General features: G+C 38.5%; 12 protein-coding genes. 6 read left to right on the top strand and 6 right to left on the bottom strand.

Features of this window, described 5'->3' with window-relative positions:
• Positions 1-6 precede the first annotated feature (6 nt).
• The 3 genes from AC23ME_RS11720 to AC23ME_RS11710 all read right to left on the bottom strand — a co-directional run bounded on the left by AC23ME_RS11720 (position 7) and on the right by AC23ME_RS11710 (position 3,915).
• The gene (locus tag AC23ME_RS11720) at positions 7-1,329 is read right to left on the bottom strand and encodes a paraquat-inducible protein A (protein WP_487727957.1); all 1,323 of its coding nucleotides are present in this window, start codon (positions 1,327-1,329) and stop codon (positions 7-9) included.
• Positions 1,330-1,402: 73 nt separating this feature from the next.
• Positions 1,403-2,734: a paraquat-inducible protein A gene (locus tag AC23ME_RS11715; protein WP_487727956.1), complete on the bottom strand. Its 1,332-nt coding sequence runs from the start codon at positions 2,732-2,734 to the stop codon at positions 1,403-1,405.
• Positions 2,735-2,802: 68 nt separating this feature from the next.
• A complete protein-coding gene (locus AC23ME_RS11710; protein WP_487727955.1) occupies positions 2,803-3,915 on the bottom strand; it encodes a sensor histidine kinase in 1,113 nt (370 codons plus the stop codon).
• 411 nt (positions 3,916-4,326) lie between these two features.
• Here AC23ME_RS11710 and AC23ME_RS11705 point away from each other — a divergent pair, with 411 nt between their 5' ends.
• From AC23ME_RS11705 to pdeM, 4 genes are all read left to right on the top strand, one after another.
• Positions 4,327-5,340, top strand: coding sequence for a ligase-associated DNA damage response exonuclease (locus tag AC23ME_RS11705; protein WP_487727954.1), 1,014 nt, complete (start codon positions 4,327-4,329; stop codon positions 5,338-5,340).
• Positions 5,341-5,346: 6 nt separating this feature from the next.
• Entirely contained in the window at positions 5,347-6,939 is a 1,593-nt protein-coding gene (locus tag AC23ME_RS11700) for an ATP-dependent DNA ligase (protein ID WP_487728310.1), read from the top strand.
• 101 nt (positions 6,940-7,040) lie between these two features.
• Positions 7,041-9,491, top strand: coding sequence for a ligase-associated DNA damage response DEXH box helicase (locus AC23ME_RS11695; RefSeq protein ID WP_487727953.1), 2,451 nt, complete (start codon positions 7,041-7,043; stop codon positions 9,489-9,491).
• 88 nt (positions 9,492-9,579) lie between these two features.
• The gene (gene pdeM, locus AC23ME_RS11690; RefSeq protein ID WP_487727952.1) at positions 9,580-10,215 is read left to right on the top strand and encodes a ligase-associated DNA damage response endonuclease PdeM; all 636 of its coding nucleotides are present in this window, start codon (positions 9,580-9,582) and stop codon (positions 10,213-10,215) included.
• A gap of 3 nt (positions 10,216-10,218) precedes the next feature.
• On the opposite strand, the gene AC23ME_RS11685 is transcribed toward pdeM, so the two are convergent.
• From AC23ME_RS11685 to AC23ME_RS11675, 3 genes are read right to left on the bottom strand one after another with little or no spacing between them, the layout of a single operon-like run.
• Positions 10,219-10,938, bottom strand: a complete 720-nt coding sequence (locus tag AC23ME_RS11685) for a DUF481 domain-containing protein (protein ID WP_487727951.1) — start codon at positions 10,936-10,938, stop codon at positions 10,219-10,221.
• A gap of 25 nt (positions 10,939-10,963) precedes the next feature.
• The gene (locus AC23ME_RS11680) at positions 10,964-11,911 is read right to left on the bottom strand and encodes a YihY/virulence factor BrkB family protein (RefSeq protein ID WP_487727950.1); all 948 of its coding nucleotides are present in this window, start codon (positions 11,909-11,911) and stop codon (positions 10,964-10,966) included.
• Positions 11,908-12,339, bottom strand: a complete 432-nt coding sequence (locus AC23ME_RS11675; protein WP_487727949.1) for a hypothetical protein — start codon at positions 12,337-12,339, stop codon at positions 11,908-11,910. Before AC23ME_RS11675 ends, AC23ME_RS11680 begins: the two co-directional genes overlap by 4 nt.
• A gap of 497 nt (positions 12,340-12,836) precedes the next feature.
• Between AC23ME_RS11675 and AC23ME_RS11670 the strand changes: the two genes are divergently transcribed.
• Both AC23ME_RS11670 and AC23ME_RS11665 read left to right on the top strand, forming a co-directional pair.
• Positions 12,837-13,217, top strand: coding sequence for a response regulator (locus tag AC23ME_RS11670; protein WP_487727948.1), 381 nt, complete (start codon positions 12,837-12,839; stop codon positions 13,215-13,217).
• A 26-nt stretch (positions 13,218-13,243) separates the two neighbouring features.
• Positions 13,244-16,984, top strand: coding sequence for a PAS domain S-box protein (locus tag AC23ME_RS11665; protein ID WP_487727947.1), 3,741 nt, complete (start codon positions 13,244-13,246; stop codon positions 16,982-16,984).
• Positions 16,985-17,024: the final 40 nt, after the last annotated feature.

Genomic DNA, 17,024 nt, shown 5'->3' with positions numbered 1-17,024 from the left:
GTTATATTACGCAACTGTTTTATTTTCGGTATTGATGTTTTTTTGTGGGCCGCAATTCATCGTTTTAAGGAGATACGAAAGTGCAATGCCAAGCACTACATAACCTACAAAAATGATATAGCCAGGTTGCAACGAACTGTAATTTGCGGTAACCGTGCTCAATACATCAGTTTTCATGTTTAGACCGCTTAATTGGCTTTTGAGGATACCATTTAAACCAATGTAAGTCATTGCGATACCCACCACCATTACGTCAGACATATCCCATTTTGCAGATTCGAAGGCAAGGTAATGCGTCACTTTATTTTCTGATAGGGAAGGTCTGCAAAGTAGGTGAATACCTCGTGCTACCATCCTTAACAAAGGCAGGGTAATGACAAATAGTATAATTAGAATTCCAACCGTAACTGCATCTGGTTTAGGTTGTGCAATAAGCACTTCCGCAATACCTAAAATACTTTTCGATTGATAAAATAAGACTTGGTTGCTGAACACCACCTTTTCACCTAATAGCTCTAGTTGTAACGAGGTAATTCTTGCATCTACCTCAATAATCGAAACAGTAGAGCCAACAACAAGTAATGCCAGTGCCATCAATAAACACATTATAAACAGTGTATTATGCAAATGTGGTTGCTTACGAAATGGCAGCCATACCAACAATGCAGCAAGCGCACAACCAAGCATTGCATAAGCATAATCGTAAGTAACATTTCGAATTTCTGCAAGCTGTTTATCTAACTTCGTATTGTAAGCCTCAAGACTATTTACTTTATATTTTTGAAATAAGTAACTCGTCATTTTTTGCTGTGCAGTAGCTGTACTGTCATAAGTTTGTTCTGCCAGCTCATTAAATTCGGTAGCCGCGATGCCTTTTAGCTTTTTTATTGCTCGTGGCGAATTAATTCTGGTAATAATGGTTTGCGCAAATGAAGGGACTTGAGCATGAAGCTCTTTTGGGTCTACCAGTTGTTTAAAAGCGAATTTTTTGAGTTTATTACCAATACCTTTCTGTGGTTTTTCAAACTCCCTAACCACTTCATTAATCATGCCGTGTAGTTGTTCTTCAACTTCACTTTTCATTTCCCGCTTTTGCTGTGGGGTAATCTCGAAACCTTTAATCTTGCTATTCACAATAGCAGAAAGTCTTTCTGTCCACAAATCGAGTGAGAAAATACCAAAGGTGATACTGTTTGCTGTAGAATAATCTTCTTTAAGTTGTTCTTGCTGCGCAGAAAGTCGGTAGAGTTTAAGACCGAAATGACAAGCACCGGCCAATAGCATTCCCATTCCTAATACTAAAAGGAACTTTGGAATATATTTTCTCATTTGCGACGTTTCTGTTTTCAAGGTTATATTTATTTAAGTTGATGTATGTTTTTTATTGTCAATTTGTTATTCTCTAATCGCAGTTATATTTACTGATGGATTTTAATATGGTAGAAAGCACTAAACCAAAAAGAACAAAAGCGATAAAAATGATATAGCCCGGTTGCAAGGCTGTGTTATGAGTAGAAAGCATTGTCAACGAATTTGCTGGAATATCCATCCGTGCTAGTTGTGTTTCGAGCAAGCCGTTGAGACCTATGTAAGCCATCAAAATTGCAATTACAATCACATCGGCCATGCTCCATTTACCAGATTGAAAGGCGAAATATTTGATGATTTTATTTTCAGCCAATTTTCTCTTTCCCAACAAATGGATACCAGTTGCGCTTAATTTCATCACTGGGAAAAGGATACTAAAAGCCAAAATCAATACACCCACTAAAATCGAATCAATGGCTGGGCTGCCGATTAAAATTAGTACTACATCTAAAATACTCTTAGATTGAAAGAACAGCACTTGATCTACGAAGGTTACTTTCTGACCCAGTAGCACAAAATCCATAGCACCTATACGAGCATCTACCTCAATCATCGATGCCGTTAAACCTACGGTCAGTAAAATGAAGGCCATTACTAATGAGAGTATAAACAAGGTTGCGTACAATTCTTTGCGTTTGCGCAGAAAACCCCAAGCAAGTAAAAATATAACGATACCAGCGAGCATACCAATACAGTAGGCGTAAGTAGCACGGTTTATTTTGCGTAGCTCTGTTTCTATTTTAGCGTTAAAATGCTCTGGACCAGAAACGTTGTAACGTTTGTAAGTTTCATTAACCTTTTGCGCATTGGCCGTTAAGGCACTATCAACGTATTCAATCTCATCAAGTTCATCCAATTTAGCTAAAGCCATGGCACCCAATTGCCTTTTTGCTTGTGGGTTATCTACCTTTCCAATGATGGTTCTTGCAATTCCAGGTACTTGTTTTTTGATAGTATCTACATCAATGAAATTTTTAACAGCAAACTTTGCAATCTTACCACGTAACGATTTCTTTTTCGATCCAGTTACCAAATGCTCTGCCTTATCGATAAGCGCAACAATTACTGCTTCAATTTCTTTTTGTAACTCTCGCTTTTGTTTAGGGCTCAATCGCAGACTTCTTGTTTGCTTTACTACAATACTTTCAATTTTGTCTTGCCATTGTGAAATAGAGAAAAGCCCTAAATTAATGCTATTCATTTCGGCATAATCTGCCTTTAGTTGCTCTTGTTTTTCTGAAAGTTCGTGTAAGCGATAGCCAGAAATAGCTTGTGCGACAATTACAGCACCAAGAACCAGAATTAAAATAATTCTAGTTAATCTAGTTCTTTTTGCGCTTTGTTGGTTAGTAGACGGTGTTGACATGTGCTGCCTAATAATGTTATGGGCTAATAACGGTTAGCCGAACGCAATTGTTTGCGCAGCTCACACTTTTACGAAAATTCTCTGCTAAAGTTTGTATGAGGTATTAAAATATGAATTGTAGTTCCAGCGCCTCTGCTTTCAATATTCATTTGACCTTTTAGCAAAGAGATTTTATTGCTAATAGAACTCAAACCTATACCTGTAGGTTGCTCTGCTTTTGGATTAAAGCCTACACCGTTGTCACATACCTCGATATTTATCTCCATTTTATTTATTTTGAGGATAATTTTACAAGCCGTGGCTTTGGCATGTTTACCCATATTTAGCACTAATTCCTGAACAATGCGGAAAATAGCCAACTCAATATATTTAGGAACCAGTAGTTCTATGCCTTCAAATTCTAAGGAGAATGCAATGCCGGGCATTTTTTGGCAAATGTCTTCTATGGCTGCCTTAATGCCAAAATCATGTAATACCGCAGGCATTAACTGATGCGAAATACGTCTAGTTTCCCTAATGCCTTCTTCAAGCAGATCTTGTGCGTAGCTACGTGTTTGCGAAAATGTATCAGGATCTTCTAGTGCTAATGCCGCTAGATTTAATTTTATACCATAAAGCAACTGTCCTAATCCATTGTGCAAACTTTCAGACATTCGTCTTCTTTCTTCTTCTTGGGTTGCTAAGGTTGCTCTAAAAATGGCCAGCTGCTGCTCTTCCTTAAAAAGTTTCTTCTCTTCCTCAAGTTCCTGTCTAATTTTCTGAAGTTCTACTTCTTTAGAAATATCCTGCGAAACGCTGATGACATGTGTGGGATTGCCATTGCTGTCGCGTTTATAAATAGTGCGTTTGGTACGTACCCAAGTTGGCTTTCTTTCAGTATTGAGCAATCTGAAAGTTAATTCTTTAACCTCTCCATGCGAAGCCGAAAGCAGCTCTTCAATATGTGCGTCAAACCTGGGTCTGTCTTCTGGAAAAATAAACTCATCAAATAGGCGAGGCCCCATACTACCTAGTTCCGCTAAGGATTTACCAAATAACGATAACACCTTCTCATTTGCGTATACCATCTTCATGCCTCTAAGATCTATCACATAGAGCATGCCAGGAGCGGCGTCGGCTATCCCTTGAAAAAGTGCTGGATCATTTAACAACGTATGGTCAGATTCGTAGTTTTCCTTCATATTCGCCAACAAATTAAGGTCTCAATATAACAATAGATGACAACCTAAGTTTAGAAACATGTCAATACAGGTGTTTTTACGTATAGCGCTTATATAGGTAAAAAGCCGCTAAGAAATTGATTTTTATTGTCTTCGGTATTGATTAATATGTTGAGCTTAATGTTTGTTCCCAATAAAATCAAGTATTTAGAACACCAATTGGTAAAGTTTACTCATCTTTCCTAAAAAACTACCCATTCTGATCAAACAGACTTTCGAATACATAATTAGAAATGTACACTATATTTTTGGCTTATTTATCTAACACAATTCTACAAGAGAAGCTTAGGCATTATAAAAGCTTGCTATAGAAATCTATTGTAGCAAAATGTTTTTTTAAAACTATCATTTGCTATAATCGTTATACACAGCATGGCACTTATACAGTTTACAAACAAAGGTATATATTGTAAGCAGGGCGATTTTTATATCGATCCTTGGCGACCGGTTGAAAAAGCTGTAATTACCCATGGTCATGCAGATCATGCCAAGTGGGGAAATAAAAGTTACCTGTGCCACACTTTAACCAAACCCATTTTGGAAACGCGATACGGCTTGTACGATAATGTACAGACTTTAGCTTACAACGAGCAAATCGATATCAATGGTGTTAAATTAAGCCTGTTTCCTGCTGGTCATGTAATTGGTTCGGCACAAATTAGATTAGAATACAAAGGCGAAATTGCTGTTGTTTCTGGCGACTACAAAACAGAGTTTGATGGCATAAGTACGGCTTTTGAACCAGTAAAATGCCATACTTTTGTTTCTGAAAGTACTTTCGGCTTGCCTATTTACAGTTGGCAACCTCAGCAAGTGATATTTGATAATATGGACAGCTGGATTGCCGATAATCATTCAAAAAACAAAACCAGTGTGCTGGTAGCATATAGCTTGGGCAAAGCACAACGATTGATTAAAAATCTGAATGCCAATTGTGAGATTTTTGTGCATCAAACCATTGCGAACCTCAATGAAGCTTTTGCAAACGTAGGTGTAGATTTACCAGCTACAACCAAAATTACGGCAGAAATTAAGAAGGACGAACTACAAAAAGGTATTGTGATTGTTCCTCCAGCCTTATCCGATAGCAAATGGGTAAAAAGTTTAATAAACCCGGCAATTGGTATTTGCAGCGGTTGGATGGCTGTAAGGGCGGGTAGAAGATGGCGCAGTGCAGATGCTGGCTTTGCTTTGAGTGATCATGCCGACTGGCCAGGCTTATTAAATGCTATTAAAGCTACAGAAGCAGAAAAAGTTATGGTTACGCATGGAAGCACCGCCATTTTTAGCCGCTATTTAAACGAAATTGGCATATATGCTGAAGAAGTAAAAACACAATACGGCGATGAAGAAGCGGAAGAAAAAGTAGAAGAAAAACAACTATAAATGTCTATGAAGCGCTTTTCGCAATTGATACAAGAGTTAGAGCTAAGCAACAAGACTAATGATAAAATTGGAGCCTTGGTGAGTTATTTTAGCGAAGCTGACGAACGCGACAAGCCTTTCGTAATCGCTATGTTTACTGGCAAACGACCTAAAAGACCTGTTACGACAACATTGATTAAGCAATGGGCTATTGAATTAAGCGGAATTCCCGAATGGTTGTTTACCGAAAGTTACCACAGCGTGGGCGATTTAAGTGAAACCATTGCCTTGGTTTTACCGCCCTCACAAGAAAATATAGAAAAACCTTTGCACCAATGGATAGCAGAATTAGCTGAACTGAACGGTAAGACCGATGAAGAAAAGAAAGCCTACATCCTTCAGGCATGGAGCAGTTTGGCTACTCAAGAGCGTTTCATCTTCAATAAACTGATTTCTGGGAACTTTCGCATTGGTGTTTCTAACAAAATGCTGGTGAATGCCATTGCCAAACAAAGCCAACAAGATGCCAATAAGATTATGCACAGTATTATGGGCAAATGGCAGCCAAATGAAATTACCTATAATGAACTCACTTCTGGAGCTCACGTAAATACGGATAATTCTTGGCCTTATCCATTTTGTTTAGCTTATGCCTTAGATACTGAACCAGAAAACTTAGGTGAGGTTAGCGCTTGGCAAGCCGAATGGAAATGGGACGGCATCCGTGGTCAGGTTGTAAAAAGAAACGGCGAATTGTTTATTTGGAGCCGAGGCGAAGAACTGGTAACCGATCAATTTCCAGAACTACATTTTTTAAAAGATGAATTGCCAGATGGGATTGTTTTAGATGGAGAGATACTTGCAGTGAGAGATGGAAACGTTTTATCATTTAGTACTTTACAGCAACGACTGAACAGGAAGACGATTAACAAAAGTCAACTAGAAGATGCGCCAATTGGTTTCTTTGCCTACGATGTTTTGGAGTATCAAGCGAACGATTTACGAACGACGATCTTAGCGGAAAGAAGGAAGATTTTGGAAACGCTCATTACTCAATTGATCACCAAAGGCGTGGTAGTTTTATCTCCCGTTATCGAATTTAAAACTTGGGATGAATTAGCTAGCATTAGAGAAAAAGCTCGAGAACTGAACAGCGAAGGCATTATGCTTAAGCAGATGAATTCTATTTTCCACGCAGGGCGAAAACGCGGCGATTGGTGGAAATGGAAAATCAACCCTTACACTGTAGATACGGTAATGATTTATGCACAAAAGGGTAGTGGTCGTAGGGCAAATTTCTATACCGATTACACTTTTGCAGTACGCGATGGCGATAAGTTGATCACTATTGCGAAGGCTTATTCTGGTTTAACCGATAAAGAAATTAAGGAAGTAAACAGTTTTGTAAATAAGAACGCTATCGAAAAGTTTGGTCCGGTAAGAACCGTTAAGCCAGAGTTGGTTTTCGAAATCGCTTTTGAGGGTATTGCCGAAAGTAAAAGACACAAGGCTGGCTTGGCTTTGCGGTTTCCACGTATCGCCCGTTGGCGAAAGGATAAAAAGGCAGATGAAATTAATACATTGGACGATTTGAGGGCGTTAATTCCAGTTGTAGAATAAAACCAAATCGTCATTGCGAGGCACGAAGCAATCTTACAACCATAGCTTTTTACAGCCACAGAGATTGCTTCGTGCCTCGCAATGACGGAAACATACAATACATGCAAAAAACAAAAGGCTATAAACAAATAATTGCTTGGCTTAAAGCCGATAAAAGAAAGCCTTTTGACTTTCAAAAGGACACTTGGCAATATTACCTAGATGGCTATAGCGGTTTGGTAAATGCACCTACCGGATTTGGAAAAACATTTTCAGTTTTTCTAGCTGTTGTTATTGAAGAGTTAAATCAACCAAAACCAGTTAAAAACCTGCAATTGATATGGATAACTCCTCTACGTTCTTTAGCTAAAGATATCGCTAGGGCAATGCGGGAAGTGTTAGACGAAATTGGTTTAGATTGGTATGTAGGTGTCCGTAATGGAGATACTTCGCAGGCAGAAAAGCTAAAGCAAAAAAAGGCAATGCCCGAAATATTACTCATTACGCCAGAAAGTTTGCATTTGTTGCTGGCGCAGAAAGGATCGACAGCGTTATTTAAAAACCTACGATGTATTGTTGCCGATGAATGGCATGAACTTTTGGGCAGTAAGAGAGGTGTAATGGTGGAGCTTGCTGTATCAAGAATTAAAGGCTTACAAAAAGCAAGCGGAGAGCAGAAATTAAGGGTTTGGGGTATTTCTGCAACCATTGGCAACATTCAAGAAGCATTGGATGTAATTGTTCCAGAAGATGAAGCGAAGAAAATCATAGTAAGGGCTCAGTTAGAAAAGAAGATTGAGATTAAAACCATCTTACCAGATACCATTGAAACATTGCCTTGGGCAGGACATTTAGGTTTGAAACTTGCACATAAGCTGTTGCCTATTATCAACCAAAGTAAAACTACGCTCATTTTCATCAACACCCGTGGACAGTCAGAAATTTGGTACCAGTATCTACTAGATCTCGAACCAGATTTAGCTGGAAGAATTGCTATACACCACGGTTCTATAGATTTTGAGTTGCGCAATTGGATAGAAGATAGCCTGCACAATGGCTTGTTGAAAGCAGTAATTGCTACCTCGTCTTTAGATTTAGGGGTCGATTTTAAACCAGTAGACACGGTGGTGCAAATTGGATCTCCCAAAGGTGTCGCCCGTTTTTTACAGCGTGCTGGTCGTTCTGGTCATTCGCCACACGAGGTGTCTAAAATATTTTTCCTGCCTACCCATGCTTTAGAAATAGTAGAGGCAGCTGCCATTAAGGAGGCTGCTAGAGAGAACAATATAGAAAGCCGCGAACCTTTTGTCATGGTTTTTGACACGTTAATTCAATATCTAGTAACATTGGCCGTAGGTGATGGTTTCGACGACAAAGTCATCTATCAAGAGATCATCAAAACTAATGCCTTTAAAGAGTTGTTGCCCGAAGAATGGGCTTGGGCAATGCAATTTATCACCTCTGGTGGCGACAGCCTAACTGCCTATAACGAGTTCAAAAAAGTGGTAAAAGATGAAGATGGGCTGTGGAAAGTAAAAAGTAGGCAAATCGCTATGCGCCACCGCCTGCATATAGGCACCATTGTTAGTGATGCGATGCTGAAAGTGAAATTCTTAAGCGGCGGTTACATTGGCATGGTAGAAGAGTATTTTGTTTCAAAAATAAAAGCTGGCGATAGTTTCATTCTTGCTGGACGCGTATTGGAATTTGTGCAGATTAAAGATATGACCGTGATCGTTCGCCGCAGTAAGCAGAAGAAAGCCATGTCGCCGAGTTGGTTGGGCGGTAGGTTGCCGCTTTCATCAAATTTAGGTGCCGTCTTGCGTAAAAAATATAATGAAGTGTTGGACAAAACCCATCAAGACGAGGAGCTAGATGTTGTTTATCCGCTGTTTTTAACGCAGCAGGAGCGTTCTCATGTGCCTAAAAGCGATGAATTATTGATTGAAATGATTAACAACCGTGAGGGATTTCACTTGTTTGCTTATCCGTTTGAAGGAAGGTTGGTGCACGAGATTTTAGGGGCACTAGTTGCTTACCGATTGAGCAAATTGGTGCCAATTACCTTCTCCATTGCGATGAACGATTATGGTTTCGAGCTACTAAGCGATACAGAAATCCCGATGGATGACAGTATTGCTTACGAGGTGTTTTCGCCTAAAAACTTGGCTGAAGACATTACGCTAAGTATCAATTCAACAGAAATGGCAAGACGAAAATTTAGGGATATTGCTTGTATTTCTGGCCTAGTTTTTCAAGGCTATCCCGGAAAGTATGTAAAAAATAAACACCTACAATCTAGTGCTGGGCTGTTTTTTAACGTTTTTAATGATTTCGATAAACACAATCTACTTTTACGACAAGCATACGAAGAAGTATTTTATCAGCAATTGGAAGAGCCGCGTTTGGCCGCTGCACTGCATCGAATACAGCAAAGTAACATCATTATCACTTATCCGAAACGCTTTACACCTTTGTCTTTTCCGATTAAAGTAGATAGTTTGAGAGCAAATATGAGTTCTGAAGAGTTAGAGCAACGTATTGAGAGAATGAAAAAAGAGGTTTTCAAGTAACCATTAAGGAATTAGGAAAAGTTAACAGTAAGAAGAATCTTGATTTCCTTAACTTCTTAATGTTTAATAATCTACTTAAATTTGCAATGTGAACATCGAAATTAGAGGACAAGAATTAATTTTAGATAAAGAACGGGCTATTTTCCTTCCAAAAGAAGAACTTCTAGCTATCAGTGATTTGCACTTAGGCAAAGCTGCCCATTTTCGTAAGGCAGGTTTGGCTATTCCCACTACAGTTTCTCAAAGCGATGTTTCTAGGTTAGAAGAGTTACTTCAGAAATACAAACCTAAAACATTATTAATCAATGGAGATATGTTTCATAGTGATCATAATTCTGAGATTGAAGATTTTGCCAAATGGCGAGAAGGTTTTAAGGAAATCAACTTTGTTTTGGTAAAGGGAAACCACGATAAACAGAAGCAGGAAATTTATGCAAACATGAATGTAGAAGTTTATGACCCAACTTATAGCACCAACAGCTTTTGTTTTATACACGACAGCTTAAAATGCAATTCTGATCTATATTCAATTGGAGGCCATATCCATCCAGGTGTGAGTGTTTACAACAAAGCTAAGCAACGTTTAAGATTTCCATGCTTCTATTTTGGAGAAGCTTATGCTATATTACCTGCATTTAGCGCCTTTACCGGATTGCAAATCGTTAAACCAAAGGAAAATGAGTTAGTATTTGCTATTACTCCATCTAAAGTTGTAAAAGTATAATGTTTAAAAATACTTATCTATGGTAATCCCGTAGGTGATATTTAAATTCTCTCTACTGGTGATGTTCATCTTATTGTAGGTCAGTGTGGTATTCAAATTAATCCATTTTTTAAGTTGTATACCTAGCTTATTCGAGCTACGAATGATATAATCTTTACCGTCAGAAAATGAGTTTTGGAAGAAATTACTGCCTTCAAATAAAATGATGTCCTTAATCATTAAACGGTACTGTAACCTCAATGAATTTCGATAGGTATCATAACGAGTATCTGCTAACAAGTTACTTGTATCGTATAAAATACCATCGCTAATGTTGATATAGAATCTTTCTTGGTCTACAATGTTATAAGCTATACCTAAACCAGCCTGCACTTGGTGATTAATTTTCAAAGAAAAGCTGCTGGTGTAGTTCAATAATCCCCAGTAATAAAAATGCGGAATGGTTTTGTACAGATTAAAATTAAGCGTAGAAGAAAAATCGTTGTTGCTTATTTCATTGTTTTGTTTACCGTACAACCAACTTGTGCTCGAATTAAGTACAATGCTTTTTTTCTTGATCCCGAAATTAACACCGTTGTTCAAAAGATAAGCGTCGGAAGTATTGGTTTTATTGACCGAACCGGCAACATTTAGTCCAAGATGATAAAAAGTGCTGTCATTATATTGAGCTCTTAACAACAAACAGAACATCATCATTACTATGCATAATACAAATTTCTTCATTGCTCATCATGTAATAGACAACCCGTTAACCGCTTGGTGTATTCTGATCTACAGGTGCGTTTCCAGTCTCAATTTCTACCTGTTTCATACTAACAGCATAATGTGAAGGTCGAATTTCTGAACCGTAAGCTACTGCATAAGCTTTAGTGAATTCTGCACCGAAATAAAGGATAATAGAAGAATAGTAGGTCCACAACAACAGAATAACAAGTGAACCAGCCGCACCGTAAGTACTGCCCACATCACTCTGTCCAATGTAAATAGAAATGGCAAATTTGCCAATCATGAACAAAATTGCAGTAACTAAGGAACCTAAAGCAACATCACGCCATTTAATTTCCGCATCGGGTAACACTTTAAAAATCACACCGAAAATAAGCGCAATAACAAGTAACGTGACAATTTGGTTAAGGATGTAGAATACGATTACAGAAACTTCAGAGAAACGCATTTCTAACTGTCTGCTAAAACCATCTAATAATGACGTTACAGCTAATGATACCAATAGAAGAAAACCCAAACTGATGATGACCGAAAAAGAAAGAAATCTGTTTTGCAACATTTTTAACCAACCTCTTTTAGGTTTTGGTTTAATGCCCCAAATGGTATTAATGGAGTCTTGTATATCAGCAAATACCGTTGTAGCACCAACTAGTAAAGTCACAATTCCAATAATGAAGGCAATGTTACCTTTGTTGCCAATAGCGGCCTTCTTCACAATATCTTGCAGTTGTATGGCAGTCTCTTTACCCATAAAACCGCTTAGTTGCTGATAGATTTGACCTTCGGCAGCTTCTTGCCCCAGAAAAATACCGCATAGCGAAATGATTACCACCAACAACGGAGCCATTGAAAAAACTGTGTAATAGGCTAGCGAGCCACTTAGCTTAGTCACATTGTGATCACTAAATCCGCTGAATGCGTTCTTAAATACTTGAAAAGCACCTTTAAAGGTTAGTTTGTTCTTTTTCATACTTTTCTTCTATTGTTCAATAGTTCTATTAATGCATTACGATCCGTCATGTTCTCATCGTCATTCTCATCTTGCGCTTCATGTCGCTTTTCAAAATAACGTGCGATGGTAAGACCGGCAAAATAGCGGTTAACAGTTTCTCTCTTCCATAACACCATCAATGCTATTAAAGTGAGTATCAATGTTGCAGCTAAAAAACCTAGTACATGACTATTAAAGAAAACCGATAAGGAAAACGACAGAGTAATGCTCGTTAAGAAAATTACTAAAAGTAATCCAACAACAATAGTTGCGTTTGTAATCAAGTCCGCCGTTAGCTTGCAAATACTTAGTACAAACCTGTATTTCTGTGCTCTTAATTTTGCTTTGGCACGCTCCTTTGCTGTAATCCAATAAGTGGTGAAGAATTTAAATAGCTTTTTCTGCATAGTGTCAAATTGTAATAATTTAACTCCTACACTAATAAAATGTTTGCTTTAAGTTGGTATGCGTCTAAAAAATAGCATCAAATAAAAGACAAGGCCGCAATGTTAGCATCAGGTACAATGATGATTTAAGACAGATAACACTGGTTTTCCTTAAGGTTAAAATTACCAGTAAATAAATGTAAATCATATAGATATAGCAACCCGTAGCGCTGTAAAATCTAGAGCATATTTAATAATAAAATGGACCTGAAACGTTGGCAATTTTAGTAATTGATGCTAAATACCTGTTTTATCGAGTTGAATACTTGTTTTAGTTAGATGGTTTTCGCATCTTGCTAAAGATGTAGATCATAAATTCGAGCTATGCGCCATTGCTTGTGGGACTTACAAATGCTATTTAGTCAGTGAAATACGTGTTTAGAACAATTCTATTATTGAAGTGTTTAAGCGTAGTGTTGCATTATTTGACTGTTCGGATTTTATAATTAATTTCGAGCATGGATGCAACTCTTGAAAAGAGAAAAAAGACCGTTGCCGTTTTCGACGACGATCGTGATTTGTTGGATATCTACTCGTATTTATTGGAAGAGGAGGGCTATAAAGTTGTTTTATATAGCAACTGTGATGATGTAGTTAGCAAGATTAAGGAATTGCGTCCAGATGTAATATTGATGGATAACTGGATTCCTGTAATGGGAGGCGTTGCTGCAATAGGAGAGTTGAAGAAAGACGAAGTGCTTAGCAGCATACCTGTAATTCTAGTTTCAGCAAATAATGATGTGGCGAAGAATGCAGAGAAAGCAGGAGCGGATGGCGCAATTGCCAAACCTTTCGAATTTGATGATTTACTTAGTCTGATTGCCAAGCTATCAGCCTAAGATTATTCATTTAACTCAATTAACGAATGTCTACGTATTCTGAAAAAGATCCTTTGGCGTTCCTTAGAGGGAGCGAACATATTGCACAACTTATTCTTTCGCAAGATTGGGAAGGTACAGAGGTAGGGCATCCCTCTAAATGGCCATTAAGATTAAAGTATGCGATTAGTGCACAACTGGTAAATCCTTGTCCATCTTTTGTTTGTTGGGGAAAGCAAAGAATTCTTATTTACAATGCCGCTTTTGCTGCTTTGTTTCCAGATGTTGGTATAAAACAGGGAGGAGAAGATGTAGGTTTCCTCGCTTTTGGGTTACATTGGAAAAAAGTATCGTCGGCTATTGAAGATGCGTACAAGAATAAAGGCACTGTAGTAAAAGGAGTTCGTATTGGTACACAGGGGCGATTAGGTCATCGATATTTAGACATATCAATGGGAACGCTGTTTGAGCTAGATGGAGAGATTTTTGGCGCCTGGGGTATCTGTCAGGAAAAAACATACGAGTTAGTTGCAGGCGATATTTTACGTGCTAGCCAACAACATATGCGCAGTATGATCGGCAATGCGCCAATTGGTATTTGTGTTATCGGAGGTACTCCTTTACACGTAGAAGAAATTAACGATGAATGTTTTCGTTTACTTGGTTTTAGTGATAACAAAGAAAGTATTTTATCAGCGTTAACTGACCTCTTAGGCGATTTATCCGTTTTTATGGATGAAGCTGCTCCACAATATCTTCGTGAAATTTCTCAGGAGCAATTAGTTGATGGTAGAAAACAGCTGCGATATGTCGATCTTATGGTTTCTCCATTTCAAAATCGCACAGGACACACCAGTGGAATAACCGTTTTAGTAATAGATGTAACAGATCGAGTAGAGGCTAATCAGTCTCTTTATCAGGTTAATGAGGAGATTGCAGCAGCTAATGAAGAATTGGCTGCATCTAACGAAGAATTAACCGCTACCAACGAAGACTTAGATTTAGCTAGACGCAATTTAGCGACATCCTTAGAAAGATTGGGCGAAAAGGAACAGCAAATTCGTCAAATGGTTTCTAGCGCTCCGTTTCCAATTGCACTTTACGTGGGTAGAGAAATGAGGGTGGTAGAAGCTAACCAAGCTTTAATAGATGTTTGGGGCAAAGGACCCGATATCATCGGAAAAAAATACAGCGAAGTACTGCCAGAGTTAGAAAATCAATCGGTTTTTGATCAGCTAACTGACGTTTTTGATACAGGAATTCCCTTTCACGCACGCAACCAACGTATAGATTTGGTAATGCATGGCGAGCTCAAAACTTTCTATTTCAATTATAGTTTTACGCCACTGCACGATTTAGATGGCAATGTTTATGGCGTAATGAATACTGCCGCAGATGTTACAGATTTATATGTTGCCAAACAGCAGGTAGAACAGGGCGAAAAAAATATCCGAAATATGATTTTACAGGCGCCAGTAGCAATGTGCTTATTGGAAGGTCCTGATTATCATGTCAAATTAGTCAACGAGGCCATGTTGGATATTTGGGGAAGATCGGCAGAAGAAACAGTTGGTTTACCTGTTTTTGAGGCACTGCCAGATGCCAGAGCCCAAGGACTAGAAGAGGCAATGAAACAAGTTTATGAAACTGGTGAGCCTTTTTACGCCTCAGAACAACCCGTTTTGTTAATGAGACATGGCAAGCCAGAAATTGTCTATCAAAACTTTGTTTATCAACCATATCGTGAGGGAAGCAGTAAAGTACTTGGTATCCTTGCCATTTCTGTAAATGTTACCGAGATGGTTGTATCCAGAAGGCAGGTTGAAGAAACTTACAGCCGCTTAAACTTAGCAGCCTCGGCCGCTAATTTGGGTCTGTTCGATTTGGATGTGAAATCTGGCAAGTTAGACTGGGATGAACGTTGTAAGTTTTTCTTCGGTATAGCTGCAGACCAAGATGTAGAATATGAACGGGATTTTGTAAAAGGTTTACACCCAGAAGATGTTGAGGTTTCAGTACAAGCGGTAGAAAAGGCGATGGATCCTGCAAGTGATGGTACTTTTATACAGGAATATCGAACCATTGCCAAAAATAATGGCCAGATCCGATGGATTAGGGCAGTTGGAAAAGTTTATTTCGATGAGCAACGATTGCCGAGCAGGTTTGTTGGTGTGGTTTCAGATATCAGCGATGCGAAATCTGCAGAACAACAAGCAAGAGAATCTGCGGAGCGAAAAAGTCAATTAGCGGCTATTGTAGACTCTTCTGACGATGTGATTGTGAGTAAAGATTTAAGTGGCATTATTGCAAGCTGGAATCCAGCCGCGCAACGTATGTTTGGTTATACCGCCGAAGAAGCAATTGGAAAGCATATTTCTATTATTATACCAGAAGATAGGCTTGATGAAGAAACCTTAATTATTTCAAGAATTAGGGTAGGACAAAAAGTAGATCATTTTGATACGGTGAGAAAGGCAAAGGACGGTTCTCATAGACAGCTATCTATTACCGTATCGCCAATTACCGATGGCAGTGGCAACGTTGTTGGTGCTTCTAAAATTGCTCGGGACATTTCTTTACAACTAGCTGCCAAGGTGGCTACAGCCAAATATACCGAACGTGTCGAAGCTATTAATTTAGTGATCAATGCAATATCAAAAGAAGTTGTAGCTGACAATATGCTGATCAGTGTAATTCAGCTTACTATTCATTTGATTGGTGCAGAGTTTGGAGGCTTTTTAGTATCAGAACAACAAAAAGGAACACTAAATAACTATGCAGCGCCATTAAATGCTTTGTCGGAAGATGTACTTAAATCGTTGCCTGCTACCATTTCGGGTTTAGCCAAAGAGCACGATATGAACCCAGTTTTTTATTGGGGAACCTTGGATAAACTTACACTAAAATATCAAGCTGGAGAACATGAGTATTTATTGAATAGTCTGATAACAGTTAACGTTTCTTCAACCGAGAATGGAAGTATTGGCACGCTGTATTTTGGTCATCATGAAACCGACTTTTTCAACCACGAGCATGCAAATCTTTTACTTTCTATTGCAGCCCATCTTTCGTTAGGAGTAGAAAAGGCATTGCTTTATGAGAAAGTTTTAGATCTGAACCAAAAGAAAGATGAGTTTATTAGTTTGGCTAGCCATGAACTTAAAACACCGTTAACTGGCATTAATGGCTACATCCAAATCTTGATGCGTTTGGTAAGAGACGAACAGCCGAGCAAATATTTAGGAAAAACATTTCAGCAGGTGCAAAAGCTAACCGCTTTAGTGAATGATCTGTTAGATGTATCAAAAATAGAGGCTGGCAAACTCAAGTTTAGTATAGAGGAAATTGATCTTTTGAAAGTAATTTCGGATACTGTTGAAATGGTGAGAGAAACCAACAACACTTACCATATCAGCTTTTCACCAGTGCTAGACCGCTGTACGGTTTTTGCTGATGCGCAGCGTATGGAGCAGGTGCTGAACAATCTACTTTCTAATGCTATTAAATATTCGCCAGGAACAGATCGGGTAGAGGTGATTATAGAAACCAGAGGGGATTTTGCAGTGGTAGGGATTAAAGATTTCGGTATGGGTATTCCGGCTGAGAAAATGAATAACCTTTTTTCGAGGTTTTACAGAATTGATGAACATACGCCAAACATATCAGGATTGGGCATCGGACTGTATCTTTCGAAAGAAATTATTTCTCGCCTCAACGGACAAATTTGGGTCGAATCTGAAATAGGAAAGGGGAGTGTTTTTTGGTTCAGCCTACCCATTAAATCTTGAGATACGTAACTGCTTTGGGTACTACGGCTAATCTCGGTAA

Source organism: Pedobacter sp. T50_32, from assembly GCF_057652195.1.
The sequence above is the reverse complement of the archived record's forward strand: the minus strand, read 5'-3'. Positions and strand labels throughout refer to the sequence as shown.

What these genes read in the sequence shown, in the direction of transcription:
- AC23ME_RS11675 (WP_487727949.1), bottom strand. Translation starts at nt 12,339, where the DNA reads ATGCAGAAAAAGCTATTTAAATTCTTCACCACTTATTGGATTACAGCA.
- AC23ME_RS11710 (WP_487727955.1), bottom strand. Translation starts at nt 3,915, where the DNA reads ATGAAGGAAAACTACGAATCTGACCATACGTTGTTAAATGATCCAGCA.
- AC23ME_RS11705 (WP_487727954.1), top strand. Translation starts at nt 4,327, where the DNA reads ATGGCACTTATACAGTTTACAAACAAAGGTATATATTGTAAGCAGGGC.
- AC23ME_RS11715 (WP_487727956.1), bottom strand. Translation starts at nt 2,734, where the DNA reads ATGTCAACACCGTCTACTAACCAACAAAGCGCAAAAAGAACTAGATTA.
- AC23ME_RS11685 (WP_487727951.1), bottom strand. Translation starts at nt 10,938, where the DNA reads ATGAAGAAATTTGTATTATGCATAGTAATGATGATGTTCTGTTTGTTG.
- AC23ME_RS11695 (WP_487727953.1), top strand. Translation starts at nt 7,041, where the DNA reads ATGCAAAAAACAAAAGGCTATAAACAAATAATTGCTTGGCTTAAAGCC.
- AC23ME_RS11665 (WP_487727947.1), top strand. Translation starts at nt 13,244, where the DNA reads ATGTCTACGTATTCTGAAAAAGATCCTTTGGCGTTCCTTAGAGGGAGC.
- AC23ME_RS11670 (WP_487727948.1), top strand. Translation starts at nt 12,837, where the DNA reads ATGGATGCAACTCTTGAAAAGAGAAAAAAGACCGTTGCCGTTTTCGAC.
- AC23ME_RS11720 (WP_487727957.1), bottom strand. Translation starts at nt 1,329, where the DNA reads ATGAGAAAATATATTCCAAAGTTCCTTTTAGTATTAGGAATGGGAATG.
- AC23ME_RS11700 (WP_487728310.1), top strand. Translation starts at nt 5,347, where the DNA reads ATGAAGCGCTTTTCGCAATTGATACAAGAGTTAGAGCTAAGCAACAAG.
- AC23ME_RS11680 (WP_487727950.1), bottom strand. Translation starts at nt 11,911, where the DNA reads ATGAAAAAGAACAAACTAACCTTTAAAGGTGCTTTTCAAGTATTTAAG.